Below are 21,942 nucleotides of genomic sequence, written 5' to 3'. Positions count from 1 at the left end.
TTTTCTTATTTCTATTCAGGCGTGTTAATTAGGGAGAAAATAGGATATATATTTGCTAGAATCATCCTAAAATCCTGTATTTTTAGCTCCATTTGCATAGATTGGAGCGGAGGCTTGCTCTACTCCCGCGGGAAAAGCGAACAGATGAGACCCTGCACGGAGCGCAAGCGAAGGAAGCGGCTCGGCGTTCGCCCTCATGAGTCGTGCAAGCCGTAGGAAATCAACAATTGCTCTGTATTTTATAGATAAAATTGGATAATCAATATGCCTGATTCCCATTACAATCCTTATTTCCCCAAATTATTTTCGAATACTTGATGATGACGGTTGTATACTAGAAAGAGAAAATCTCTAAATAATAATATGACAGGGAGGGCTTTTTATGTTATCTGAAAAGCTTCATGCCGCACTTAATGATCAAATGAATTTTGAATTCTTTTCCGCACATACTTATTTAGCTATGGCTGCTTATTGTACAAATGAAAATTACGATGGATTTGCTAATTTCTATTTAGTACAAGCTGAAGAAGAACGTTTCCATGCGATGAAATTTTATAATTTCTTAAATGATATGGGCTATCGCGTGACAATTGAAGGATTTGAAAGCCCTAAAAATGACTTTTCCTCCGTTTTAGAAACATTCAAAACAGCACTTCAACATGAGAAAAAGGTAACACATCGAATTTATGAACTTGCCGATATTGCTTTAGATGAACGTGAACATGCTACGATGGCGTTCTTAAAATGGTTCATCGATGAACAAGTAGAAGAAGAATCTACTTTAGATACTATTATTCATAAATTTGAACGTATCGAAAACGATTCAAACGCTATTTTCATGTTAGATGCTGAATTAGGTAATCGCACTTTTACGGAAGCTCAAGAAGCATAATTAAATGCCTATTTAACATAAGATAGACTTTTCAAGATTTGTGATTAATTTAAATAAAAATCATATGTCATAAGGGATGGTATATTAGAATCTTTTATACCATCTCTTTCTGTATTTGTTTAACTTATCTAAATAAATTCAATTAATCATAAAATATTTACTAAGTTCAAATTCTATCAAAAAAGTCTATTCTTAATCAACTAGTATTGTTATTGTCTTAGTATCGTTTGTAGGTATAAACGTCTCTTTATATAGTGGATTATCCTCACTAATCTCATCTTTTTTCAAACCTCCTGTCTTTGTTTTTTGAAAGTATTCATCCATAGACTTGAAGTCCGTTTTATAGACACGTAATGTATAAGGAACATCAGTATATAAATTCACATTTTTTTCTTTCTTTCCATCTGTGATAAATGAAATGTTTTTGGGTAGTATTGCCAATTCTTTTGTATGTTTTCCTTTGGTTGAGATGCTAATTAAATAATTTTGTTCATAATCAACATGATCCTCGATTTTAATCGTCACTTTGATCTTATTTAGAGTATTCACACGATCATCAGCCTTTCCACATGCCACTATGACTAAAGAAAGCAATAAGATCCCTAACAGTCGCATCATCCTAAATTACCTTCCTTTCTAAAAAATTAAATATTTTAATTTTTTTGCATATTCCTCTAGTTTGCTCTATCTTTGCATTCTTGAATAAAATGCTACTATTGAAGTAATCTTACCCAAATTCACAATAAAGTGAAACTCCATCAGTGGGGTTTTTCTCATCCTCCACTGAAATAGAGGAACTCAGGCTAAAAGCGCACGTCTTATGGCAACACCTGAGGGACCAACATCCTGCCCGCCCGAACCAATCGGACGCATGCGGAAGTTGATCCCCCATCTATCTTTTTCGTTTCTCTCTATATCTTGAGATGAGGGTCTTACTCACCGTTAAAGCGGGATAAATAACTTGTTACTGTCAATATCAAATTTTGATATAATAATCATAAATTTATATTACAAAGGGAGCAACGCTAATGATTCCATTAACAAAAGGAGATAAAATTGGCATATTTTCACCTTCGTCTCCTGCATCAGTCACAGCGAAAAAACGATATGAAAGAGGAAAAGCTTATTTAGAAAACAAGGGATTTCAAATTGTAGAAGGAAAATTAACTGGTCAACAAGATATTTATCGTTCTGGCAGCCCGAAAGAACGTGCAGAAGAATTAAATGAGTTATTGGGCGATCCATCTATCAAAATGATCATGTCGATGATTGGTGGAACAAACTCGAACAGTATACTTCCATATATCGATTATAGGGCATTTTATAAAAATCCAAAATTTGTTGTTGGTTACTCCGATGCAACAGCAATATTACTTGCTTTATATGCCAAAACAAACATAACAACATATTATGGTCCAGCGATTGTACCTTCTTTTGGAGAGTTCGAACCCTTGGTTAATGATACATATACATATTTTGAACACTATTTTTGTGCTGATCAATCTCTTCCCTACGAAATACAAGAACCTTCCTATTGGTCAGATGAGTTGGTGAATTGGCTAGAAAAAACAAAAGAAAAAGAACTTTATTCAAATAAATGGATAAGTGTTAATGAAGCAATTGTAGAAGGTCGATTGATTGGTGGAAACAATAATGCCATGTATGGCTTTATTGGTACACCCTATTTTCCTGAAATAAAAGATGGGGATATCTTATTGATTGAAGACACAATGAAAGATGCTTCAGTTATCGAAAAGAATTTTGCAATGTTAAAATTGCATGGGATTTTTGACAAAATCAGTGGAATCATTTTAGGAAAACACGAGCAATTTAATGATTTAAATACTGGGAAAACCCCTTTGGATTTATTACTAGAACAATTAGATGATAAAAATATTCCTATTTTAGCAGAGTTCGATAGCTGTCACACACAACCAATGATTCCACTTGCTATTGGAAAGAACATAAGATTAGATACCATTAACAATAAAATATTTGCGATTGAGCCTTGGTTATAGTGATTCAATCTTATAAAAAGAAAGTGAAATTTTTAAGTAATTCTCACCACCTACTATTCAATAAGGTGAAACTTCACATAATGGAGAATTTCTTCATACCCATTGTATATAAATTGAACCCTCCGCTTTTACAGACAGTCACTCTCCCTGCCTATCCGCCCGCTTTTTTCTGTGTAAAAACTTTATGGGTTGGGAGCAATCCCTCATGAAAGTTTACTTGAATCTCAATGCCCGCGTTAATATCCGTTTGATTTACATTTATAGGTATTTTCATAAGAATGAATCATATACACTCCATCAGCCAGATCACAAATGTCGTAGCAGTTCTTTAGTATTCTCTGATTGCTCCAATACTTTGTTTTGCTCAGGCCAATAGATCATATAGTTTTTCCCATTTACTTCAAAAAGAAATGGGCGCAATTCATCTGAAATGGCTGCCTCTTTTCCCTTTAAACGTAATATCTCAACAGAGTATAATTTTTTGCTATCTATTCGATAAGTAATGCTGTAGTCAGCCTTATCCGCAAATAATTTGCGATCTCCGCTATCCAATTTTTCAATATGACTTAATGGATTTTCTTCCTTGTATTGTGCTGCTTCGCTTTTGTTCAGTTCTTTTTCTTTATTCGTTTGATAATTCATGACCACTATTTGATTGACATCCTGTTGATTATTTAGAATCGTATTGATTTGTTGTTTTTGTACCTTTTCTTTATGTGCTCCCCATCCAAGAATGATTAGGACAATCGCAATAAAGATAAGACCAATCCTCATTTTTTTCATATGATGCCTCTTTCTGTTGCTATATTGATATTTTCTTTTCCCATTTTAACATTTATGTGCTCATTCTATATACTTTTTGCCTAATATCATCGATAATAACGTTAAGAAGGGGGAACGTATGATGAAAAAGAAACCATTGCTTATCGGAATAATTGTGGTACTCGTTCTAGCGATATCCGGTGGCTCTTATTATATGGCACACAAAAATGCCGAACAAAAGGCAACACAAAAAGCAAAACAATTTATTCAAATCCTCACACAACAACAATTTGATCAATTGCCATCTGTCGTATCCAACCAATCACTGCAAAAAGCACATTACACCAAACAAACATTCATTGATAAATATACCAATATATTTAACGGTATTGGTGCAGAAAATCTAAAAGCAAGCGATTTGAAAATCTCCAAAATAAAAAATGGACAATTTCAATTTTCATACAAACTAAATTTAGCCACAGGATTAGGTAAATTACCTACCCTCTCCTACAAAGGAAAACTTATCAAACAAGGAAAAGATTATGTCATTGACTGGCAACCAAATTTAATCTTCCCCCACATGGAAGCGACCGATAAAATATCCTACACAGAAGATGATGCCGTTCGTGGAAAGATTCTCGACAAAAATGGCAGCGCACTTGCAACCAATGCTGAATTCCACCAAGCTGGGATCATTCCTAAAGAACTTGGTAAAGGCACTGAAAGAACAGAAAATATAAACGCCATTGCTCAACAATTTCACATCAGCGTAAAGGAAATTGAAGCAAAGCTTGACCAAAAATGGGTAAAAGAAGATTTGTTTGTTCCTCTGAAAGTCGTTGAAGATAATCAGATCAAAAAGATGACAGCTGTACAATATCAAGCGGTCGATATTCGTTATTATCCACTCGGCAAAGCTGCATCAACCATGATCGGCTATACTGGAAAAGTAACAGCAGAGGATTTAAAAAAGGACAAAACACTATCGGCTGATGCGAATATTGGAAAAAGTGGTTTAGAAAGAGCTTATGATAAAGAATTACGTGGAAAAAATGGTGGTAAGATTTCACTTATCGATCAAAACGGCAAAGTAAAAGAAGTGTTGTTAGAAGCATATCGCGAGGATGGCAAGGATCTTCAACTAACCATTGATGCGAACACGCAAGTAAAAGCATATAATGCACTTGACAATGCTACAGGTGCGACTGTCATCATGCAGCCCAAAACAGGTGAGCTATCAGCACTTGTCAGCAAACCTTCTTACGATCCAAACCTAATGATTCGTGGCATTTCACAAAAAGAATATGACGCTTACCTAAATGACGAACGAAAACCATTCGCCAATCGCTTTACGCAACGATATGCACCCGGTTCTACCTTGAAAACTGTAACGGCCAGTGTTGCACTTGATGCTGGCACATTAACAACAGATAAGACACGAACGATCAGCGGATTGAAATGGCAAAAAGATAAATCATGGGGCAATTATTATATCACACGTGTTTCCAACGTTCCTAAAGTCAATTTAGAAACAGCCTTCATCTATTCTGATAATATTTTCTTTGCTCAAACAGGGCTTGAAATGGGCGAAAAGGTATTACGTAAAGGATTCAATCAGTTTATCTTTGGTGAAAAATTAGACTTACCTTTTTCAATGGAACCTGCTCAAATTTCCAATAAAACATCATTTAAATCGCAAATTCTATTAGCAGATACTGCTTATGGGCAAGGTCAAGTATTAATGTCTCCAATTCAACAGGCCATTACCTATAGTGCTTTTGCTAACAACGGTAAAATCATTTATGGACATCTATTAGCAAATGAAAAAACAAAGGCAAAAGATGCTGTTAGCTCAAAATCTGCTGAAATCGTCCATCAGGCAATGACACAGGTCATCCAAAATCCAAACGGAACGGCACATATTTTAAATGGTATCAGCTCTACTTTAGCTGCCAAAACTGGAACGGCTGAACTGAAACAAACACAAGGAACAAAAGGACAAGAAAATAGCTTCATCGTAGCCTTTGACACGAAAAAGAACCAAGAATTCTTAGTGTTATCTGTCATAGAGGACCATCAAAAAATCGGCAAAACAGCAACCGAACTAGCAAAACCTTTAATCAAAGAATTGGAAAAATAATGACACTGCAGTCCATGTAATCCTTAACGACTACATGATGAAAGAAGAACAAAACGGATCCTTACAAAGATCTGCCTTGTTCTTCTTTTTATAAATGCTTATTTTAATTTTGCTACTTCTTCTTCGATAATTGTTTTGACTTGTTCTTCTTGTAATGGGAATGTTAAAGCTTTACGTTCACCATTGATGAAGATCGTCGGAACGCCTTGTACATCTCTTTCAATAGCTTCACCCGTAATAGACAAACTGATTGCTGTATTTTCTTTTCGTTCTTCTTGTTGTTGATTATATTCGCGGATCAGCAATGCTTTAATCTCTTTATCTGGCAAATCGCGCCACTCAGGTTGTGTTGCATATAATTTGTCAATGATTTGGAATGTTTCCTCAGGTTTTGAATAATCCAATGCAAGATGGACAAGCGTACCTGGTAATAATTCTTCACGTGGTTTATCATACAATTTTACAATGTACTGAATTTGCCCGTTTTCAATATACGTAGGCAGTATTTCCTTTGCATAATTATAAAAAGCTGCACTTCCCGGACAAGCTAAATTTAAAAAGGCCTCTAGTTTTAAAGGTGCATCCTCGCTCCCTTTTGTTAAATACTTATTTTTTATCGCTGTCATGTGTAATCATCCTTTCCATATTTATTCTCTAAAAAAGATAGGAACTTTAAAAACGAAAAGACCATATCTTTCAAACTGCCATAGCAAATCTTTTGAACATATTGTAAACAATATAATAGGAAAGAACTCTGATAAAGTGAAACTCCATCAGCGGTGGTTTTCTTCATTCCCCACTGATAGTTAGTGGAACCAATCGGACTTTTTACGGGCAGTTAGTCCCCCATCTATCTTTTCGTTTCTCTCTAAATCTTGAGATGGGGGTCTTACTGCCAGTTAAAGCGGGATTAATCATACAACTAAAAATACACATCTGTTCATTTCTATTCCTTATTATTCCTATCCATTTATATAAATTTAATATACTACTGTATGATCATCGATTCAATACCATTTCCACAAAAAAGACGATTCAAATGCTCATCATACAATCGATATAAATGATTCATTCATCGGAGTGAATTGTACCTTTGACTTATTTAAAATAACAAGGATTCGATTGACGATTCCCCATTCTGTGTCCTCGTAAAGAAATCCATTTATTTTTAGTCGTCTATATACTTAACGTTAGATTTTTCATCATAAACGTTACAATCCATATTTCCGTTTAACGTTTGTGATCAATTATTATAATGTCACGACAAAGTTTTAGTTATGAGAGCTTCGCCTGTTAAAATAAGGATAGTAAAGTATATATATAATGATTATATTTCCATATAGATAAATTAGTTTATGCTATATCAAGCGTGTTGATTATCCAATTTTTCCTACAAAATATAGTGTATTCGTTGATTTCCGCTACGGCTTGCACGACTCATGCGGGCGAATACTGGGGGCAACAGGATGTTGGTCACGGAGTCGTTGCCACAGGACGTGGCGCACTACAACTCCGTTCCTTAATCGCTTGCGCTGCGGGGTCTCATCTATTCGCTTTTCCCGCGAGACGTTGAATTTTCTTCCTCGAATCACACCGCACGAAGGAAATGCTTGCATTTTCGAGGACTCGAGCAAGCCGCAGCGAAGATCTATATAAATGGTCTTGAAAATACAGAGTTTTTCAAAAACTATGTTAAACAGACACTTCTAATTTTTGTCAAATCAACACGCGTGATCTGATGTATATCTATTTTTGCCTATGCAAAAAACACCTTCGATAGGTCATATTTCCCGATACGCCCTATTCGAAGGTGTTTTATGTTGTCTTATTAGGTTAGTCCAAAGAGAGATTGTTTTCTTATCTGTTTTTTCAGATTAATATTCAGCTATTCTCTTATTACCGCCGAGTTCATATTTAAAAGTAACAGTATCATTTATTTTTGCGCCTATTGCTTGTCCTTTAATAGCAACACCCACCACGTTATATCCATTAAGTTCTACGTCAATTCCTTTTTTAGAGGAATAAAATTTATAATTATAATTTTCTTGAACCCAACTCGTAGGAATACCTAAACTGTGAGATGTTATTTTACTTAATTTAGTAAATGCTCCACTCTTATATTTATATGTCAAATTAACAGTAATACTAGCTGGTTGTGTAACTGATTTTAAAGGATTCCATGAAGGCTTTACAAATACAATTAAGACATCCGTTCTACTCTTAGCAACAGCTAAGTAGTTGATTCCCCGCTTGCTAAGCTGTTAGAACTACTAGAAATCGTATTAAATCCTGTAGGTAATTCATCAGAAATTAACGTATTATTATTTTCTTCTTCTAAATCTGTTACTGCTTTTGGAACTCTTCAAGGCTATCAAATTCAACAAAGGGTGCTTCTTCAGGTAAATCTTTTACATCTATTAGTTCTAAAGCATCTGTTTGATTTACAACATTATGTATATCATTCATTGTGACTTTAGATTTTTCTGGATTAACAGATGTGGTATCATTGATAATTGTAGGTGTTTCAGAATTTGTATAAGCGGTATTACTAAAGGCAAAAACACTGCTACCAATCAAAAAACACCAGATAAAAATATACTTTTTATGTAAAATTATCCTTTTTATATATTTTTTAATATATATTGTATCATACTTTTAAAGATTCCAAAATACTAGATAGGAGTTAGATTTTTTTTTGAAAACTAAAAAAATATATTTATTGAGTTTGAGTATTATACTAGTTCTCATCTTTTCTTTCATTTTTGACTTCGGCTACAGAATTGATGATGATAAATCACGCTTTTATGGTTTTCCTGCCGAATGGTTAGGTTTATATTCTGATGGAACATTCAGTTTTATGTGGTTAGGTTTGTTACTTAACATCGCACTTTTTTACTTACTTTTTTCACTTTTGTTAAAAATTTTCAAAAAGTAATTATGCCTTTTTTCACTGTTCATTATCTATTACAATTATTAAGTGAATTTAGGACTGCTGAAGAGTGATAAGTGATATATGATAAAGTGAAACATAGGAGCGGCTTATGAAGGTACTTATTTTTCTGTGTGATAAGTGATATATGATAAAGTGAAACTCCATCAGTGGAGGTCTTCTTCATCCCCCACTGAATTAGAGGAACGGAAGTGAAAGACGCCATATCCTATGATAACACCTGAGTGACCAATAACTTGTTGACCTGAACCAATTGGGCTTTTACGAGCAGTTCATCCCCCACCTATCTTTTTCGCTTCTCTCTAAATCTTGAGATGGGTCTTACTGCCCGTTATTGCGAGTAAATGTTTACTTAATAATACATTATTTTACAAATGCTTGTTCAACTAAAAAGAATTCTTTTAATTTAATTAACAAATTTTCAGAATCTGTAATAGTTAATAATTTGAAACTTATCGCGACTTCTTTACCATTCTTTAAAATTAAGATAAGTTTTTCACCAATGATTCTACCTTGTTCAATTTCTGAGATATTGAGTTTTTTTCTAGGCAAAATCAAGCTTTTATAAATGGAAAGCTCATTATCATTTAATCTAACGTAATCAATAGTATGGAGTTTAAAATAGTACGCACCTACTACAAAATTTAAGGGTATAAATGAAAAAATAAAAATAATAAACCTATTAAAATAAATTTGTTCGTCTTTGAATAAAAAATAAGATTACCCCCAAGTACATTAATGAAAGTAATATATATACACTCCCGGCAATTTTATAAAGTATATTTTCTTTATATTTAACACCACACCTATTATTTCAATTTTAACATAAAACCGTATTTTTCATTGTGCTGTACGAGCTATATTTAAGATGCTGTTTGTACCCATTTAAACCAAATAACTCTTTAGAATCTGAGTCTTTATCAATTGTAAACTGATGAGCTTATTGGTTCATCTTGAAAACTCACATTACCATATACTATCGTTTTACCCTTGATCTTTTTTCACTCACTTATTTTTCTTAAATCCTCCAACACTGTATTCATTTCATAGCTGTTAAAATTCGCACCTCTCAAACGCCCTTTTTCAAGCGATGCTGCGATGACATTTATCGTTCTTGATGATGCTACCTAAAAAGCCTCCTGCATGTTACCAGATCAACATGCAGGAGGCTTTTTGCATTAACCTCTAAATCCACCATTCTACTTTATACAAAAGGATGAACGCCTCTATAAGAATTTACCATAAAGGCGGCTTTGTTACCATAAACCATAGCATAATCAGCAACAAAATCGTATAAATCCAAACAGCCTTTTTAAGTTTTGCGACAAATAATTGTTGATGATACTCTGGTGTATTAAAAGTTCTTATCGTTGGCTTAAACGCTCTAGCTAAAAATACAATGGATGCCATGAGTAAGACAATGGTCATAACAATAAATGGTGAAGTGATAGAGTAGCCTCCACTCCATAAAAGATAAATACCCGATAATATGAGAATATGTCCTGCATGTTTTACGATTTGAACCGCAAGTGAAAATGTTGTAACATAAGCGGTCATTTCTTCATGAGTTTTAGCGATTTTCATCTTCTTTAACATAGGAATGAGTACAAAAAAAGGACCAATCGATAATACTGCACTAAATACATGTATAAATAATACTGTTGAATAGAGCATAAATAAGCTTCCTTTGCATATATAATTCTTACCTCAACAATATAGGAAATAACACATACAAGCAATGGACAAAAAAATGAACATGTTTTGACGACTTGGCACTTTGTAACACAGTGTAAAGATAACTTGTTTTCTTTGTAAATAAGCAAATGCAACACAAATAATATTATATAATAATATCTGTATCAAGGAGGAATTAGTGGACATCCTAATCACATTCTTGATAAAGTAACATACAATAAATAAACAAACCTTTCACCCAAAAACCTTTCTCTTTACTATTGATGTCCGCAGAAATTCAGACAACACTTTCTTTGACAATGTCTGTATTTCTAAACACACTAAGCTTTTATTGGCAGTTTTCTGTTCCTTATGATCATGACGAAACGGTCAATTTAGCTATATAATCTAAAGGAGATGATTGCTATAGGTATTCATAAATTTTTTACTAGTCTCAATGATTTAGAGCGTATCATACGTTGTCCAGGCCGCTTCAAATTCGAAGAACATAATGTAGCAGCCCACTCATGGAAAGTATCACAATACGCCTTGTTTTTTGGAACGATTGAAGAAATGAATGGATCCATTATTAATTGGAAATCATTATATGAAAAAACCATCAATCATGATTTTGCTGAAGTATTTATCGGAGATATTAAAACACCTGTCAAACATGCATCGCCAGAACTAAAGCAGATGATTTCTCATGTAGAAGAAAAAATGATGGAAAAATTTATCTTCAATGAAATTCCAGAGGAGTTCCAAGAAATTTTCTTTGAACGTATGAAAGAAGGAAAGGATGCTACGGTAGAAGGGCGTTTACTGGAATTTGCAGATAAACTGGATTTATTTTACGAGGCATTTGCAGAGCTGAAACGAGGCAATTCCGACAATGAGTTTATCAGCATGTATCAAGAAGCATTAAAAAAATTACTCGTCATTCCCCTACCTTCAAGTGTAGATTACTTCAAAAACGTCATTCTGGCAGACGTTATAACGGAAAAAACATCCGTTGATATTACTGCATTGACCAAGGAAGTACTATCAGAAGCTTAAGCCTTACAACTAAGGCATATGCTTTTTTATTTTACTCAAAAATAAACCGCAAACAATCTATTTCATCCATTGCCTGCAGTTTACCCGTTTATATTGTTTGATAAAATGTTCTCGGAATTTCTCCCACATTTCGTTGATGATAAAGTAAAGGTGCTTTATCCGCATTCACTATATGATGAACTTGCCCTATCAATATAATATGATCTCCAGCTTCTATTTGTTGAACTGTTTCACATTCTAAGACGGATGCGACATCCCCCAAAACCGGTAAATTATTTTCTGAACGCTGCCATTCACATTGTCCAAAACGATCTACTTCCTTGCTTGAAAAAAGGAAACATATTTTTTCTTGATCGCTAGCCAAAATATTGACTGCAAATTTTCTGCTGTTTGTAAAATCAGATAAGGACTTCGACTTTTTATCAATTGACCAGAGAATTAATAATGGATCTAATGATACAGAAGCAAATGAATTAACCGTAAGACCGACTGGATGATTTTCTTTATCAAATGTTGTAACAACTGTTACACCTGTTGGATAATTTCCTAATGCTTTTTTAAAATCATCTTGTTTTTGTACCACTTCACATCTACCTTTCCCTTGTTATTTTACGATGGACACCATATCTTCTGCTGGTTTATATTCTTTTGGCTTTGGCGATTCTGTAGGTGCACCAAACGGTATTTCCGAAATCAGTTTCCATCCTTCTTGAATGCCCCATTGTTTCTTTAATTCCTCAGATAATTGTGGATAGTAGTGCTGTAGGCTAGCACCAAATCCTTCATTTTCAAGTGTCGTCCAAACGAGATATTGCAACATACCAGATGATTGTTGTGAAAAAATAGGAAATACATCTGCTAAATCAGAGAATTTTTCTTGGTAGGTAGCGATTTCCTTTTCGTCTTCGAAAACAAGAACGGTTCCATGACCACTCGCAAAACCTTCAAAGCGCTTTTTATTTCGTTCATATCGTTCTTCGCTTAGACCATCTTTAATCCCATCAAAAACTTGTTTCCAGAACTCTTGATTTTGATCTTCTAATAACACCACTAAACGTGCTGTTTGGGAATTGAAAGCAGATGGTGCATGCTTTACTGCTATATGTAATACCTCTTGTAAGCGTTCATCGGAAATAACAAATTCATCGGATAATCCATAGATCGAATGTCTATTTTCAACTGCTTCATAAAAATTCTTTGTCATATTTATTCCTCCCTGTTTTTACTCAAGTTTTTTCTGAATACCCTTGTGATTGGATATATGGATCTTCTTATCAAGCGAAGGACAAAGCTTCTGTCAGATGAGGCCTTGTAGGAAACTCTACGTACAGCATTGAAAAAACTGCTCCACTAAGGAACCAGTACAATAACGAAGAAATAAATTTTTTTATATGAATTTAGCGCAACAAAGGAAACCCATCCGTTCGCCTACAGAAATACCTGTCTTCAGCAAAATAATGTCCATCACACTTTTAAATAAAGCCTTGAATCATCAATAATATCCTACTATACTCCAATCAACATATAATGCTAATTAGAAGTTAAAACATAGTTAATCAATATGAATAATAAAATATATGTACATTTTAACATCGGTGCATATACTTTACAAGGCACACAAGGTAAAAATTTATAATATTTTGCGAGCATAAAATATAGGTTTTTTCATACTTCCGCACATACTTGCTAACAGATATTTCTTTCACCTATTATAAATAAAGTATGATTCCTTGCAGATCATTCACTTATGCAGTAATATATGAATACAAGCTGCGTTGTGCGTAATAATATTAAGTTTTAACCTTTGAACTGTAATAGGGAGTTTTAATTGAGTACGGATTGGTATGCCACATCCACTTTGATGTGGACGAACATGAAAGACTCTGCGAACACCCACTTTGAGGAGTGGTGGTTTAAAACTTTCGATATTAAAAATTACGGCAAAAGCGGCTTCTAAACAGCGTCATATAAGTATTTATCATACTTTGCACTTACCTTTATGGTAGGTGCATTTTTGATGGTGGGGTTAAATTGGGGTTAAAATTCACCATATTATATGATAATTATTGAGAATAATGTTATGAATATAAACTTTTCAGATCGTTAATTTTGGAGGTTGAGAAAATGCTCTTTATTGGTGAGATCATCTTACCTTAACTTATTTTAGGCATAAATTGCTATTAATATTAGGATTGTGAGTAGGACTTCATTCATGTGAACAATCCGTTAATATGGTCGCTTTTTTATTCCCTACTCTACTATAAGATTACCTACATATTGGGCCTTTCCATTATCTGTATCTAGATTGACTTCAATTACATAACTCCCTGGCCCAGAAGGATTTTTAAATTGAAATGAATTCATATCACTTACATCCATATCATTCGATGCTATCTTATGGCCATCTTTCCAAAATGTGATGGTTACTTTTTGGGGTTCATAGCTAAGAGACTTATTAGAATCATGTACAGAAAAATTTAAAGTATTGTCAGCGTTTGATGAAACGTTCATCGGTTTTTGGGAAAGAGCTAACTGTTGAGGATCGTCCACTTTATGCTCTATTTCCTTATTATCTTCACCAGTCCAAGATACGTTTGCTTCAACTAATGCTTGGCTATTATCACCAATTGTCGCTTTCGGAGGTTTAAATTCGTATCTTTCACCAATACAACCCACAACAACAATGCTTAAAATCATGATAAAGCTTAAAATTGTGACCTTTTTTATTTAAATTACATCCTCTCTATCTCCTACATAATAATACATTTCTTCACGCGTGTTGATTTGACAAAAATTAGGCCGTCTGTGGCACGATTTTTGAGAAAACCTGCATTTTTCGGACCATTTATATAGATCTTCGCTGCGGCTTGCTCGTTCCTTTTGTGCAGCACATATTCGATAAAAAACAATCCAATATCCTGCAGAAAGAGCGAATAAAGTCTTTAAAAGAGCAAATAAATCTTTTGAGAGAGCAAATAAATTGTTTCAAAGGGCGAATAAATCTTTTGAAAGAGCGAATAAAATCCCTGAGAGAGCAAATAAATTATCTCAAAGGGCGAATAAATACTTTATGGAGAAAATTGGATAATCAACATGCCTGACATTTCTTAATATTATTTTAAATAATAGCATGATTCATGATCCTTTTTATTACAAAAATTATATATTGTGAAATAAACAAAAACCTGCTATTTCAAAAATATAGCAGGCTTTTGTAACGGATCGTAGATAATGCTCATGTAGTAACTTTCAGAACATTTAGCGCCCTTTAAGTTAAAATTGGGCTCTTTTCATCCCAAACTGTACTTGGGATTTCACGTTTTAAAACAGGGATGACCTCCGTGGCGAATCTTTCAAGTTGTTCTTGCTGTTCTTCTGCAGTTAGACCTTCCACACTGATTGCTTGAACTTGGTGACCAAAAGCTTCATAATAATTCAATATTTTTTCGATAACCTGATCAGCACTACCTACTAATGCCGATCCGTTTTGAATATGATCTTCTAAATCTTTAAATGGTGATTCATTAAATTTAGAAGCCTCTGTATTCATATACGCATTATAGTATGGGCGATAACGCTTTATAGCTTCTTCTGAAGTATTTGCTAGATATAACCCTCTAGCTCCTGCCCCGACAATAGCATTTTTAGCATCATAACCATAAAAGTCTAAACGTTCACGATAATGATCGATTAACGCTTTATACTTCGCTTGTGGATGGAATGTGTTGGATGAAAAAATAGGGTCGCCATTTTTGGCAGCAAGCTCCGTAGAAAGCTTACTTGATGCACTGCCATGCCAAATGCGGATATTTTTTTGCAATGGTCTAGGTTCGGTTGTTACCTGCGTTAAAGGTGTCCGGAATTTCCCTTCCCAAGTCACATTTTCTTCATGCCATAGTCTCTTGAATAGATCATACTTTTCAGCCAATGCTTCCCATTGTTCTTCCTCTTTAATACCAAATAGAGGATAGTGGCGTGGATCATTTCCCTTTCCAATCATCAAATCCAATCGTCCACCAGCCAGATGATCAAGTGTGGCATAATCCTCAGCCACACGAACTGGATCGAGTATGCTCAATACTGTAACAGTCGTTAATAGACGAATTTTTGATGTATTAGCTGCAATAGCTGTTAGCAAAACAGCTGGTGAAGAAGAAAGAAACGGTGTACCATGTCTTTCCCCTACGCCATAACCATCATATCCAAGACTTTCAGCTAATTTAGCTTGTTGGATTGTGTTTTGAAGAAATTGTTGCGTTGTGATTGTTTCGCCTGTTAACTTATTGGGAATATTCTGAAGCAAGTTAAATAGAACAAATTTCATTTTTAATAACCTCCATTTTTTAATGTAACTTGAAGAACGATTCTAAAAAGATTAATCATCTATCATCTTATTTGGTTAAATTAACATCATAGAATGATGGATAACCAATTGAATCGAATTGAAGACCTTGTACATCTGGAGTTGTCGCCACTGTATATGGGAATACATATACTGGAATACTTGCCACATCATCAATCAATATCTTTTGAACCTTCTTATAAAGTTCTTTTCGTTTTTCTACATCAAATTCAACGGATGCTTGTTCAAGCAAATGATCAACTTCTTTATTTTTATACCATCCTATATTAATACCGCCTTTGCCGTATATTTGTTTAGAATGATAGAATAGCGTCAAATCTTCTGGATCAAGAGCTACGCGGCTATTGCCTCGTAAATCGTATGCTGTCTTATCAGCAAGAAGCGCTTGAACCTCTGTAGAAGTTTGAATCTTCACATCAACCCCTACTTCTTTCAATTGTTCTTTCACCATCAATGAAATATCTTGGCGTTTTTCTCGGTTTACCGCATCATCAAGAATTCTCAATGTTAAAGTTTTACCGTCTTTTTTACGAAATCCATCTGAATCCTTTTTCCAGCCCAATTCATCAAATGCTTTATTGGCTTGTTCAACATCATAAGTCTTTTGATTTTCTAAAGTATTGTCATAACCAAGAGTTGCAGGTGTAATAACAGACCAAGCTCTTTTGTAGGTACCCAAATAGAGCGTTTTAACAATACGATCAACATCAATACTTTGTTTTAATGCTTGGCGAGCTTTTATATCATTCCAAGGAGCGGCCGTGTTATTGACAAAAAGTGTATAAGATAACCCAGCTGCTTCAGCCTCCCATAGCTTTAATTGTTTGCCTTTTTTAATCGAAACAATATCTTGTGGCGGTACTGTTTCTGCAGCCTTTATTTGCCCACTCTGTACACTACCAATACGTGTTGCCTCTTCTGATACAATTTTAAATGTCAATTTATCTAAATAAGCTGCACCTTCATGTTGAGCAAGAGGGTATTGTCCGTGGTAATCTTTAAACTTAGATAGTACGATTTTGTTATTTGCTGAAAGCTCTTCAAACTTGAATGGACCTGTTCCTACAGGATGCAAGCCAAACTGACTTCCATATTTTTTGGCAGCTTTAGGTGATACGATGGATAAATTAGAATGAGCTAATATAGCTAAGAAACTAGCAGATGGATGTTTCAGTTCGATTTTCACTGTGTAATCATCTACTACTTTTACTGACTTCACTGGCTCTGTATAAACACTAGCAGTAAGTGCTTTCGTAGCTGGATCAGCAATTCGCTCAAAATTATATTTTACTGCCTCTGCATTAAATGGCTCTCCATCTTGGAACTTTACATCTTTTCTTAATTTTAAAGTATAGGTCTTTTTGTCATTAGACACATTCCACTCAGTAGCAAGCCATGGTTGGATTTCATTATTTTCATCTTTATAAACAAGTGATTCGAAAATGCTCTTAATGACACGCGTTGCAACCGCCATACCGCTGACGTGAGGATCTAAAGTATCCGGTGCAGTCGCTAAAGCGTAAGTAAGTTCTCCCCCTTCTTTTGGAGCCTTTTCTTTTTCATCAGCCTGTGTATTATTAGAACTAGAGGTCTTTGATCCTGCATCTCCATTAGAAGAACATCCCGCTAGTAAGAGCGCTAGACTCAGGGTCAATAAAAATATGGATAATAAAGACTTTCTTGTTTTCAACATAACTATTCATCCTCTCAACGATCTTTTCAATCGATCTTCCTTTTTTCTGCATAATGACATGCCGCAAAATGGGCTGTTTGATATTCCTTTAACGTAGGTACTTCTTTATGACATAATTCTGTAGCAAATGGACATCTTGTACGAAACGCACAGCCAGATGGTGGATCAGAGGGTGATGGTATTTCGCCCTTCAATGTATCTATTTGATGTGTACCGATCTTTTCAATACTTGGAATAGATTTGATCAAACCTGATGTGTATGGGTGTAAAGGGTTTTCAAATAATTCATCGCTTGAAGCAATTTCAACTATTTTCCCTAAATACATCACACCAATACGATCCGAAATATGCCGAACGACATTTAAGTTGTGCCCGATAAACAGATAGGTCAATCCTGATGATTGCTGTAATTCTTTTAAAAGATTAATAATTTGTGCTTGTACCGAAACATCTAAAGCAGAAACAGCTTCATCCGCTAACACAAATGAGGGATTAGCTGCCATGGCTCTGGCAATACCAATTCTTTGCCGTTGCCCACCAGAAAACTCATGCGGATGTCGGTCAATCCATTCTGGTTCTAGGCCTACTTTCACCATAAGTTCCTTTACAGCCGCTATAATTTCCTTTTTACTTTGTTTTTTTAAATGCGTTTTTAAAGGCTCCGCAATAATACTGCCGATTGTCCATTTCGGATCAAGAGAGCCATACGGATCTTGAAAAATCACTTGCATTTCTCGGCGCTTTTGGCGTAATTCACGATGATTGAATGCAGCTAGAGATTGGCCATCGAATAACACTTCACCGTCTGAAGGTTTTTCCAATTGTAAAAGTGTTCGGCCAAATGTCGATTTACCACTGCCCGATTCCCCTACCAATCCAAATGTTTCTCCTTTATAAATCTTTAGGGAAACATGATCAACTGCTTTAATTGTTTTATGAGAATGTTTGATAGGATAATACTTACTTAGCTCGCGAACCTCGAACAATGGCTCCTGTTCAGTGACTTCTTGTTGAATAGGGATCGTTTCTTGCGTTAACCCCAGTTGTGATTCATTGTGAAACTTATTTTCATGATTGATCAGTTCACTCGTATGCCAACATGCACTCTGTTGCCCATCAATATTTTTTAACGGCGGACTTTCTAAACGACATTTTTCCGTTGCAAAGGGACATCTTGGATGGAAACGACAACCGCTCGGCATATTTGATAAACTAGGAATCGTTCCTTCTATAGAGAATAATTTGGTTTCCTTTTTAGCATCTAGTTTTGGAATGGATTGCAGCAATCCGCTTGTATATGGATGATGTGGTTGCGAGAAAATTTGTTCAACCTTTCCCTCTTCTACAATTGTGCCAGCATACATCACAACAATTCGGTCGGCCAACTGTGCAGCCACTCCTAAATCATGTGTGATCAATAGCACAGCCATATGAAATTCCTTTTTTAAAGAATTTAATAATTCAATAATTTGCGATTGAATGGTCACATCTAAGGCAGTAGTCGGCTCATCCGCAATCAGCAAATCAGGATTACAGGATAGAGCCATAGCGATCATAGCGCGTTGTAGCATTCCACCCGATAACTCGTTTGGGTATTGCTTCATCCTGATTACAGGCTCAGATAACCCAACTTTTTTTAATAATTCGATGCCTCTTTGCCAAGCTTCCTTTTTCGAAAGTTTCAAGTGCTTCACAATCGTTTCAACAATCTGATCGCCTATTGTAAAAACAGGATCAAAAGCCGATGAAGGTTCTTGAAAAATCATAGCGATTTTTTTGCCTCGAATACGATTTAAATCTCTCTTAGTTAATAGGTTTAAATCTTGATCTTCCAGTTGAATAGATCCTTTCGAAATCACACCATTTTCATCATCTATTAAGCGCATGATCGCTTTTGAAGTTACGGATTTGCCGCTTCCCGATTCTCCAACTATGCATATTGTTTCACTAGGTTTAATGGTTAAAGAAATATTAGAAATGGCTGTTAATAAGCCTCTTTTTGTTTTAAAATCTACTGTTAACTCGCTTACATTTAATAATGGTTTCCCCAAGGTGCATCCCCTCTACTCTATTCTTTTTTTCGGATCAAAATAATCCCTTAAACTATCACCAATGATGTTGACAGCTAACACAAATAGAGCAATCGCAAGTCCTGGGAAAGTAGCGATCCACCAACCAGCAGTTAAATAGTTTCGGCCTTGTGAGAGCAGAAGCCCCCAATCTGGTATATCCCTTATCACACCCAACCCTAAAAAACTTAATCCTGCACTGGTTAAAATAGCAGTTCCTAAACCATTTGTTGCCATTACGATCAATGGTGAATAAGAATTAGGCAAAATATGTTTTAAAAAAATAATATAGCTCGGTGTACCGATGGATCGAGAAGCTAATATAAAAGGGCGATTTTTAACACTCAATATCTGTCCTCTCATGACTCTTGCATAACCGGGAATAGCTGATATTGTAATAGCTATGACCAAATTTATAAAGCTAGGTCCCATTGCTGCAGCCAGAGCTAATGCTAACAAAATACTTGGGATGGTTTGAATGATTTCCACAATACGCATGAAAATCACATCCATAAATCCACCAATATATCCTACAATCATGCCTAACGCACTACCAACTAAACTACTTACTAATACTGCACAAATGCCGACTAACAAAGAAGCCCTACTACCATAGACAACTAAACTAAAAACATCCCTACCAAAATAATCTGTACCAAATAAATGCTTGAACGATGGTGCTTGTAAAATTTGATCAGCCTGCATCGTTGTAGGTGTATATGATGTGATCCATCCTGGTATAATTGAACAACTACCTAAAAAAATAATAACGAGAATGGACAACCATAGGAATATATTGCTGAACTTCGGTGAATGTAATATCATAGGCTTTTTCTTTAATATCGTGACATCCTTGTGATTCTTATACTCTGAAATAACCTGTCTCATACATTACCTCCCTATCTGTCTACGAATCCGTGGATCTATAACTGAGTAAGAAATATCGACCAATAAGTTTATGACAACATAAAATATAGCTGTGAAGAATACGACTCCCTGAACAATTGGCAAATCTTTTGCGATGATAGCGTCTGCTACTAAACGGCCAATCCCTTTTCTAGCAAATACTGTTTCGATGACTACAGTTCCTCCTAAAAAATCGCCGATAATTACACCAATAATCGTAATAGCCGGAATGAGTGCATTACGTAATGCATGTCTATAGATAACCATTCTTTCAGAAAGCCCTTTTGCGCGTAGAGTCTGGATAAAATTCTCGCTAATAATTTCCAGCATACTATTACGAACAACTCGAACGATGAACCCTGCCCCTACAAGCCCCAGAGTAATGGATGGAAGAACTAAAGTGGAAAAGCCCTCAGACCCCATTGCTGGAAACCATCCTAAAGAAATTGAAAAAATAAGAATAAGTAATATACCAGACCAAAATGTTGGCATTGAAATACCAAATAAACCGATCACTCTTGCCACATAATCAATGACTGTATTTTGATGTACTGCTGCTAGTACACCTAATGTCAGTCCAACAATCAGAGCAATTAAAATGCTTGTTAGTGTAAGCGAAAGAGTTGCCGGAAACTGTGTGATGATTTTATCGATAACAGGTTCTCCATCAATTGCGGATGCCCCAAAGTCACCATGTAAAATACCAATGATATAATGGGAAAATTGTGTATAAAAGGGCTGATTCAGTCCCAATTCTTTTCTTAAATTTTCTGCTATCTCTGGATTCGAGGCATTGGATGCTGATAGTGAATCCACGACATCCGTTGGTAAAAAATAATTGATAGAAAAAACAGCGAGCAATGAACCAAATAATACAAATAGAGCGGTACAACAACGATTAATCAATAATTTTAACATCTTCCACTATCCTTTCTTCCACCAAGGTACAGCAGAAAGTATTTGCGTATTCCTTATCCTAAATGCTGTTTTGGATTGACCCTCTATTTAGATGGGGCAACTTCACTTGCTGCTTGTAATGCATTTTCTAAATGTTCGATTCCTATTTCTGTTACACCTTGATATTGGTTGTTAACGCCAAGTTCTACGACTGGTACATGGCGAACGCCGTATTTAACATCTAAAATATCACGAAATTCATCGTGATCTGTTACATCGACCATTTGGTATGCCAAATGATGTTTCTTTAAATAATCCTTTACGTCATTGCAATAACTGCAGCCCTTTTTTGCCCAAACGACGATTGATAATTGTTGTGCCATTCAAAATTCCTCCGTTCAAAATTTTGTTTATCTCAATCTTCTATTTTTTGTAACTATCTTTATGTCCATGGCTAGCAACTAGAATATCGCATAGCCCTTTGTGACAAGGAACCGATCGTGATAATGCTCTCCATAAAAT

General features: G+C 35.1%; 20 protein-coding genes and 1 other RNA gene. 6 read left to right on the top strand and 15 right to left on the bottom strand.

Features of this window, described 5'->3' with window-relative positions; genetic code table 11:
- Positions 1 to 382: 382 nt before the first annotated feature.
- Entirely contained in the window at positions 383 to 892 is a 510-nt protein-coding gene (locus tag FEZ13_RS11710) for a ferritin (protein ID WP_146552858.1), read from the top strand.
- 192 nt (positions 893 to 1,084) lie between these two features.
- Here the strand turns inward: FEZ13_RS11710 and FEZ13_RS11705 are convergent, their stop codons facing one another.
- Complete coding sequence (locus FEZ13_RS11705; RefSeq protein WP_146552857.1) at positions 1,085 to 1,510, bottom strand: hypothetical protein; 426 nt, start codon at positions 1,508 to 1,510, stop codon at positions 1,085 to 1,087.
- A gap of 410 nt (positions 1,511 to 1,920) precedes the next feature.
- Between FEZ13_RS11705 and FEZ13_RS11700 the strand changes: the two genes are divergently transcribed.
- On the top strand, positions 1,921 to 2,910 hold the full coding sequence (locus FEZ13_RS11700; protein WP_146552856.1) for a S66 family peptidase: 990 nt from the start codon (positions 1,921 to 1,923) through the stop codon (positions 2,908 to 2,910).
- Positions 2,911 to 3,216: 306 nt separating this feature from the next.
- On the opposite strand, the gene FEZ13_RS11695 is transcribed toward FEZ13_RS11700, so the two are convergent.
- Complete coding sequence (locus tag FEZ13_RS11695) at positions 3,217 to 3,693, bottom strand: hypothetical protein (protein WP_146552855.1); 477 nt, start codon at positions 3,691 to 3,693, stop codon at positions 3,217 to 3,219.
- A 121-nt stretch (positions 3,694 to 3,814) separates the two neighbouring features.
- Between FEZ13_RS11695 and pbp4 the strand changes: the two genes are divergently transcribed.
- Complete coding sequence (gene pbp4, locus FEZ13_RS11690) at positions 3,815 to 5,812, top strand: penicillin-binding protein PBP4(5) (protein WP_146552854.1); 1,998 nt, start codon at positions 3,815 to 3,817, stop codon at positions 5,810 to 5,812.
- 98 nt (positions 5,813 to 5,910) lie between these two features.
- Here the strand turns inward: pbp4 and FEZ13_RS11685 are convergent, their stop codons facing one another.
- Positions 5,911 to 6,438, bottom strand: coding sequence for a thioredoxin domain-containing protein (locus tag FEZ13_RS11685; RefSeq protein ID WP_146550333.1), 528 nt, complete (start codon positions 6,436 to 6,438; stop codon positions 5,911 to 5,913).
- 785 nt (positions 6,439 to 7,223) lie between these two features.
- Between FEZ13_RS11685 and FEZ13_RS19575 the strand changes: the two genes are divergently transcribed.
- Positions 7,224 to 7,385: a hypothetical protein gene (locus FEZ13_RS19575; protein WP_186725891.1), complete on the top strand. Its 162-nt coding sequence runs from the start codon at positions 7,224 to 7,226 to the stop codon at positions 7,383 to 7,385.
- A gap of 301 nt (positions 7,386 to 7,686) precedes the next feature.
- Here the strand turns inward: FEZ13_RS19575 and FEZ13_RS11680 are convergent, their stop codons facing one another.
- The 3 genes from FEZ13_RS11680 to FEZ13_RS11670 all read right to left on the bottom strand — a co-directional run bounded on the left by FEZ13_RS11680 (position 7,687) and on the right by FEZ13_RS11670 (position 10,436).
- Complete coding sequence (locus FEZ13_RS11680; RefSeq protein WP_146552853.1) at positions 7,687 to 7,944, bottom strand: hypothetical protein; 258 nt, start codon at positions 7,942 to 7,944, stop codon at positions 7,687 to 7,689.
- A gap of 211 nt (positions 7,945 to 8,155) precedes the next feature.
- A complete protein-coding gene (locus FEZ13_RS11675; protein ID WP_146552852.1) occupies positions 8,156 to 8,389 on the bottom strand; it encodes a hypothetical protein in 234 nt (77 codons plus the stop codon).
- A gap of 1,609 nt (positions 8,390 to 9,998) precedes the next feature.
- The gene (locus tag FEZ13_RS11670) at positions 9,999 to 10,436 is read right to left on the bottom strand and encodes a hypothetical protein (protein ID WP_146552851.1); all 438 of its coding nucleotides are present in this window, start codon (positions 10,434 to 10,436) and stop codon (positions 9,999 to 10,001) included.
- A 417-nt stretch (positions 10,437 to 10,853) separates the two neighbouring features.
- Between FEZ13_RS11670 and FEZ13_RS11665 the strand changes: the two genes are divergently transcribed.
- On the top strand, positions 10,854 to 11,492 hold the full coding sequence (locus tag FEZ13_RS11665; protein WP_186725890.1) for a YfbR-like 5'-deoxynucleotidase: 639 nt from the start codon (positions 10,854 to 10,856) through the stop codon (positions 11,490 to 11,492).
- Between the two features lie 88 nt (positions 11,493 to 11,580).
- Here the strand turns inward: FEZ13_RS11665 and FEZ13_RS11660 are convergent, their stop codons facing one another.
- Both FEZ13_RS11660 and FEZ13_RS11655 read right to left on the bottom strand, forming a co-directional pair.
- Positions 11,581 to 12,075 carry a flavin reductase family protein gene (locus tag FEZ13_RS11660; protein ID WP_146552850.1) on the bottom strand — a complete coding sequence of 165 codons (495 nt, stop codon included), beginning with the start codon at positions 12,073 to 12,075 and terminating at the stop codon, positions 11,581 to 11,583.
- Positions 12,076 to 12,096: 21 nt separating this feature from the next.
- A complete protein-coding gene (locus FEZ13_RS11655; protein ID WP_146552849.1) occupies positions 12,097 to 12,696 on the bottom strand; it encodes a nitroreductase family protein in 600 nt (199 codons plus the stop codon).
- Between the two features lie 560 nt (positions 12,697 to 13,256).
- Here FEZ13_RS11655 and ssrS point away from each other — a divergent pair.
- Positions 13,257 to 13,449: non-coding RNA, 6S RNA (gene ssrS / locus FEZ13_RS11650), on the top strand.
- A gap of 293 nt (positions 13,450 to 13,742) precedes the next feature.
- On the opposite strand, the gene FEZ13_RS11645 is transcribed toward ssrS, so the two are convergent.
- The 7 genes from FEZ13_RS11645 to FEZ13_RS11615 all read right to left on the bottom strand — a co-directional run bounded on the left by FEZ13_RS11645 (position 13,743) and on the right by FEZ13_RS11615 (position 21,803).
- The gene (locus FEZ13_RS11645) at positions 13,743 to 14,189 is read right to left on the bottom strand and encodes a hypothetical protein (RefSeq protein ID WP_146552848.1); all 447 of its coding nucleotides are present in this window, start codon (positions 14,187 to 14,189) and stop codon (positions 13,743 to 13,745) included.
- 571 nt (positions 14,190 to 14,760) lie between these two features.
- Complete coding sequence (locus FEZ13_RS11640) at positions 14,761 to 15,816, bottom strand: LLM class flavin-dependent oxidoreductase (RefSeq protein WP_146552847.1); 1,056 nt, start codon at positions 15,814 to 15,816, stop codon at positions 14,761 to 14,763.
- A 67-nt stretch (positions 15,817 to 15,883) separates the two neighbouring features.
- A complete protein-coding gene (locus tag FEZ13_RS11635; protein ID WP_146552846.1) occupies positions 15,884 to 17,548 on the bottom strand; it encodes an ABC transporter substrate-binding protein in 1,665 nt (554 codons plus the stop codon).
- 26 nt (positions 17,549 to 17,574) lie between these two features.
- Positions 17,575 to 19,599 carry an ABC transporter ATP-binding protein gene (locus FEZ13_RS11630; protein WP_146552845.1) on the bottom strand — a complete coding sequence of 675 codons (2,025 nt, stop codon included), beginning with the start codon at positions 19,597 to 19,599 and terminating at the stop codon, positions 17,575 to 17,577.
- 12 nt (positions 19,600 to 19,611) lie between these two features.
- The gene (locus FEZ13_RS11625; protein ID WP_146552844.1) at positions 19,612 to 20,505 is read right to left on the bottom strand and encodes an ABC transporter permease; all 894 of its coding nucleotides are present in this window, start codon (positions 20,503 to 20,505) and stop codon (positions 19,612 to 19,614) included.
- A 3-nt stretch (positions 20,506 to 20,508) separates the two neighbouring features.
- Positions 20,509 to 21,441 (bottom strand): ABC transporter permease, encoded by a 933-nt coding sequence (locus tag FEZ13_RS11620; protein ID WP_146552843.1) that lies wholly within the window; start codon positions 21,439 to 21,441, stop codon positions 20,509 to 20,511.
- 83 nt (positions 21,442 to 21,524) lie between these two features.
- Positions 21,525 to 21,803: a glutaredoxin family protein gene (locus FEZ13_RS11615; protein WP_146552842.1), complete on the bottom strand. Its 279-nt coding sequence runs from the start codon at positions 21,801 to 21,803 to the stop codon at positions 21,525 to 21,527.
- Positions 21,804 to 21,942 lie beyond the last annotated feature (139 nt).

Source organism: Rummeliibacillus sp. SL167, from assembly GCF_007896505.1.
Lineage (GTDB): Bacteria > Bacillota > Bacilli > Bacillales_A > Planococcaceae > Rummeliibacillus > Rummeliibacillus suwonensis.
Note: the sequence above shows the minus strand (reverse complement) of the source record. Positions and strands in the feature narration are given on the sequence as shown.

Bases quoted from the DNA above. Each gene is read 5' to 3' on its own strand.
- FEZ13_RS11710 (WP_146552858.1), top strand. From the start codon at position 383: ATGTTATCTGAAAAGCTTCATGCCGCACTTAATGATCAAATGAATTTT.
- FEZ13_RS11705 (WP_146552857.1), bottom strand. From the start codon at position 1,510: ATGATGCGACTGTTAGGGATCTTATTGCTTTCTTTAGTCATAGTGGCA.
- FEZ13_RS11700 (WP_146552856.1), top strand. From the start codon at position 1,921: ATGATTCCATTAACAAAAGGAGATAAAATTGGCATATTTTCACCTTCG.
- FEZ13_RS11695 (WP_146552855.1), bottom strand. From the start codon at position 3,693: ATGAAAAAAATGAGGATTGGTCTTATCTTTATTGCGATTGTCCTAATC.
- pbp4 (WP_146552854.1), top strand. From the start codon at position 3,815: ATGAAAAAGAAACCATTGCTTATCGGAATAATTGTGGTACTCGTTCTA.
- FEZ13_RS11685 (WP_146550333.1), bottom strand. From the start codon at position 6,438: ATGACAGCGATAAAAAATAAGTATTTAACAAAAGGGAGCGAGGATGCA.
- FEZ13_RS11670 (WP_146552851.1), bottom strand. From the start codon at position 10,436: ATGCTCTATTCAACAGTATTATTTATACATGTATTTAGTGCAGTATTA.
- FEZ13_RS11665 (WP_186725890.1), top strand. From the start codon at position 10,854: ATGATTGCTATAGGTATTCATAAATTTTTTACTAGTCTCAATGATTTA.
- FEZ13_RS11655 (WP_146552849.1), bottom strand. From the start codon at position 12,696: ATGACAAAGAATTTTTATGAAGCAGTTGAAAATAGACATTCGATCTAT.
- FEZ13_RS11645 (WP_146552848.1), bottom strand. From the start codon at position 14,189: ATGATTTTAAGCATTGTTGTTGTGGGTTGTATTGGTGAAAGATACGAA.
- FEZ13_RS11640 (WP_146552847.1), bottom strand. From the start codon at position 15,816: ATGAAATTTGTTCTATTTAACTTGCTTCAGAATATTCCCAATAAGTTA.
- FEZ13_RS11635 (WP_146552846.1), bottom strand. From the start codon at position 17,548: ATGTTGAAAACAAGAAAGTCTTTATTATCCATATTTTTATTGACCCTG.
- FEZ13_RS11625 (WP_146552844.1), bottom strand. From the start codon at position 20,505: ATGAGACAGGTTATTTCAGAGTATAAGAATCACAAGGATGTCACGATA.
- FEZ13_RS11620 (WP_146552843.1), bottom strand. From the start codon at position 21,441: ATGTTAAAATTATTGATTAATCGTTGTTGTACCGCTCTATTTGTATTA.
- FEZ13_RS11615 (WP_146552842.1), bottom strand. From the start codon at position 21,803: ATGGCACAACAATTATCAATCGTCGTTTGGGCAAAAAAGGGCTGCAGT.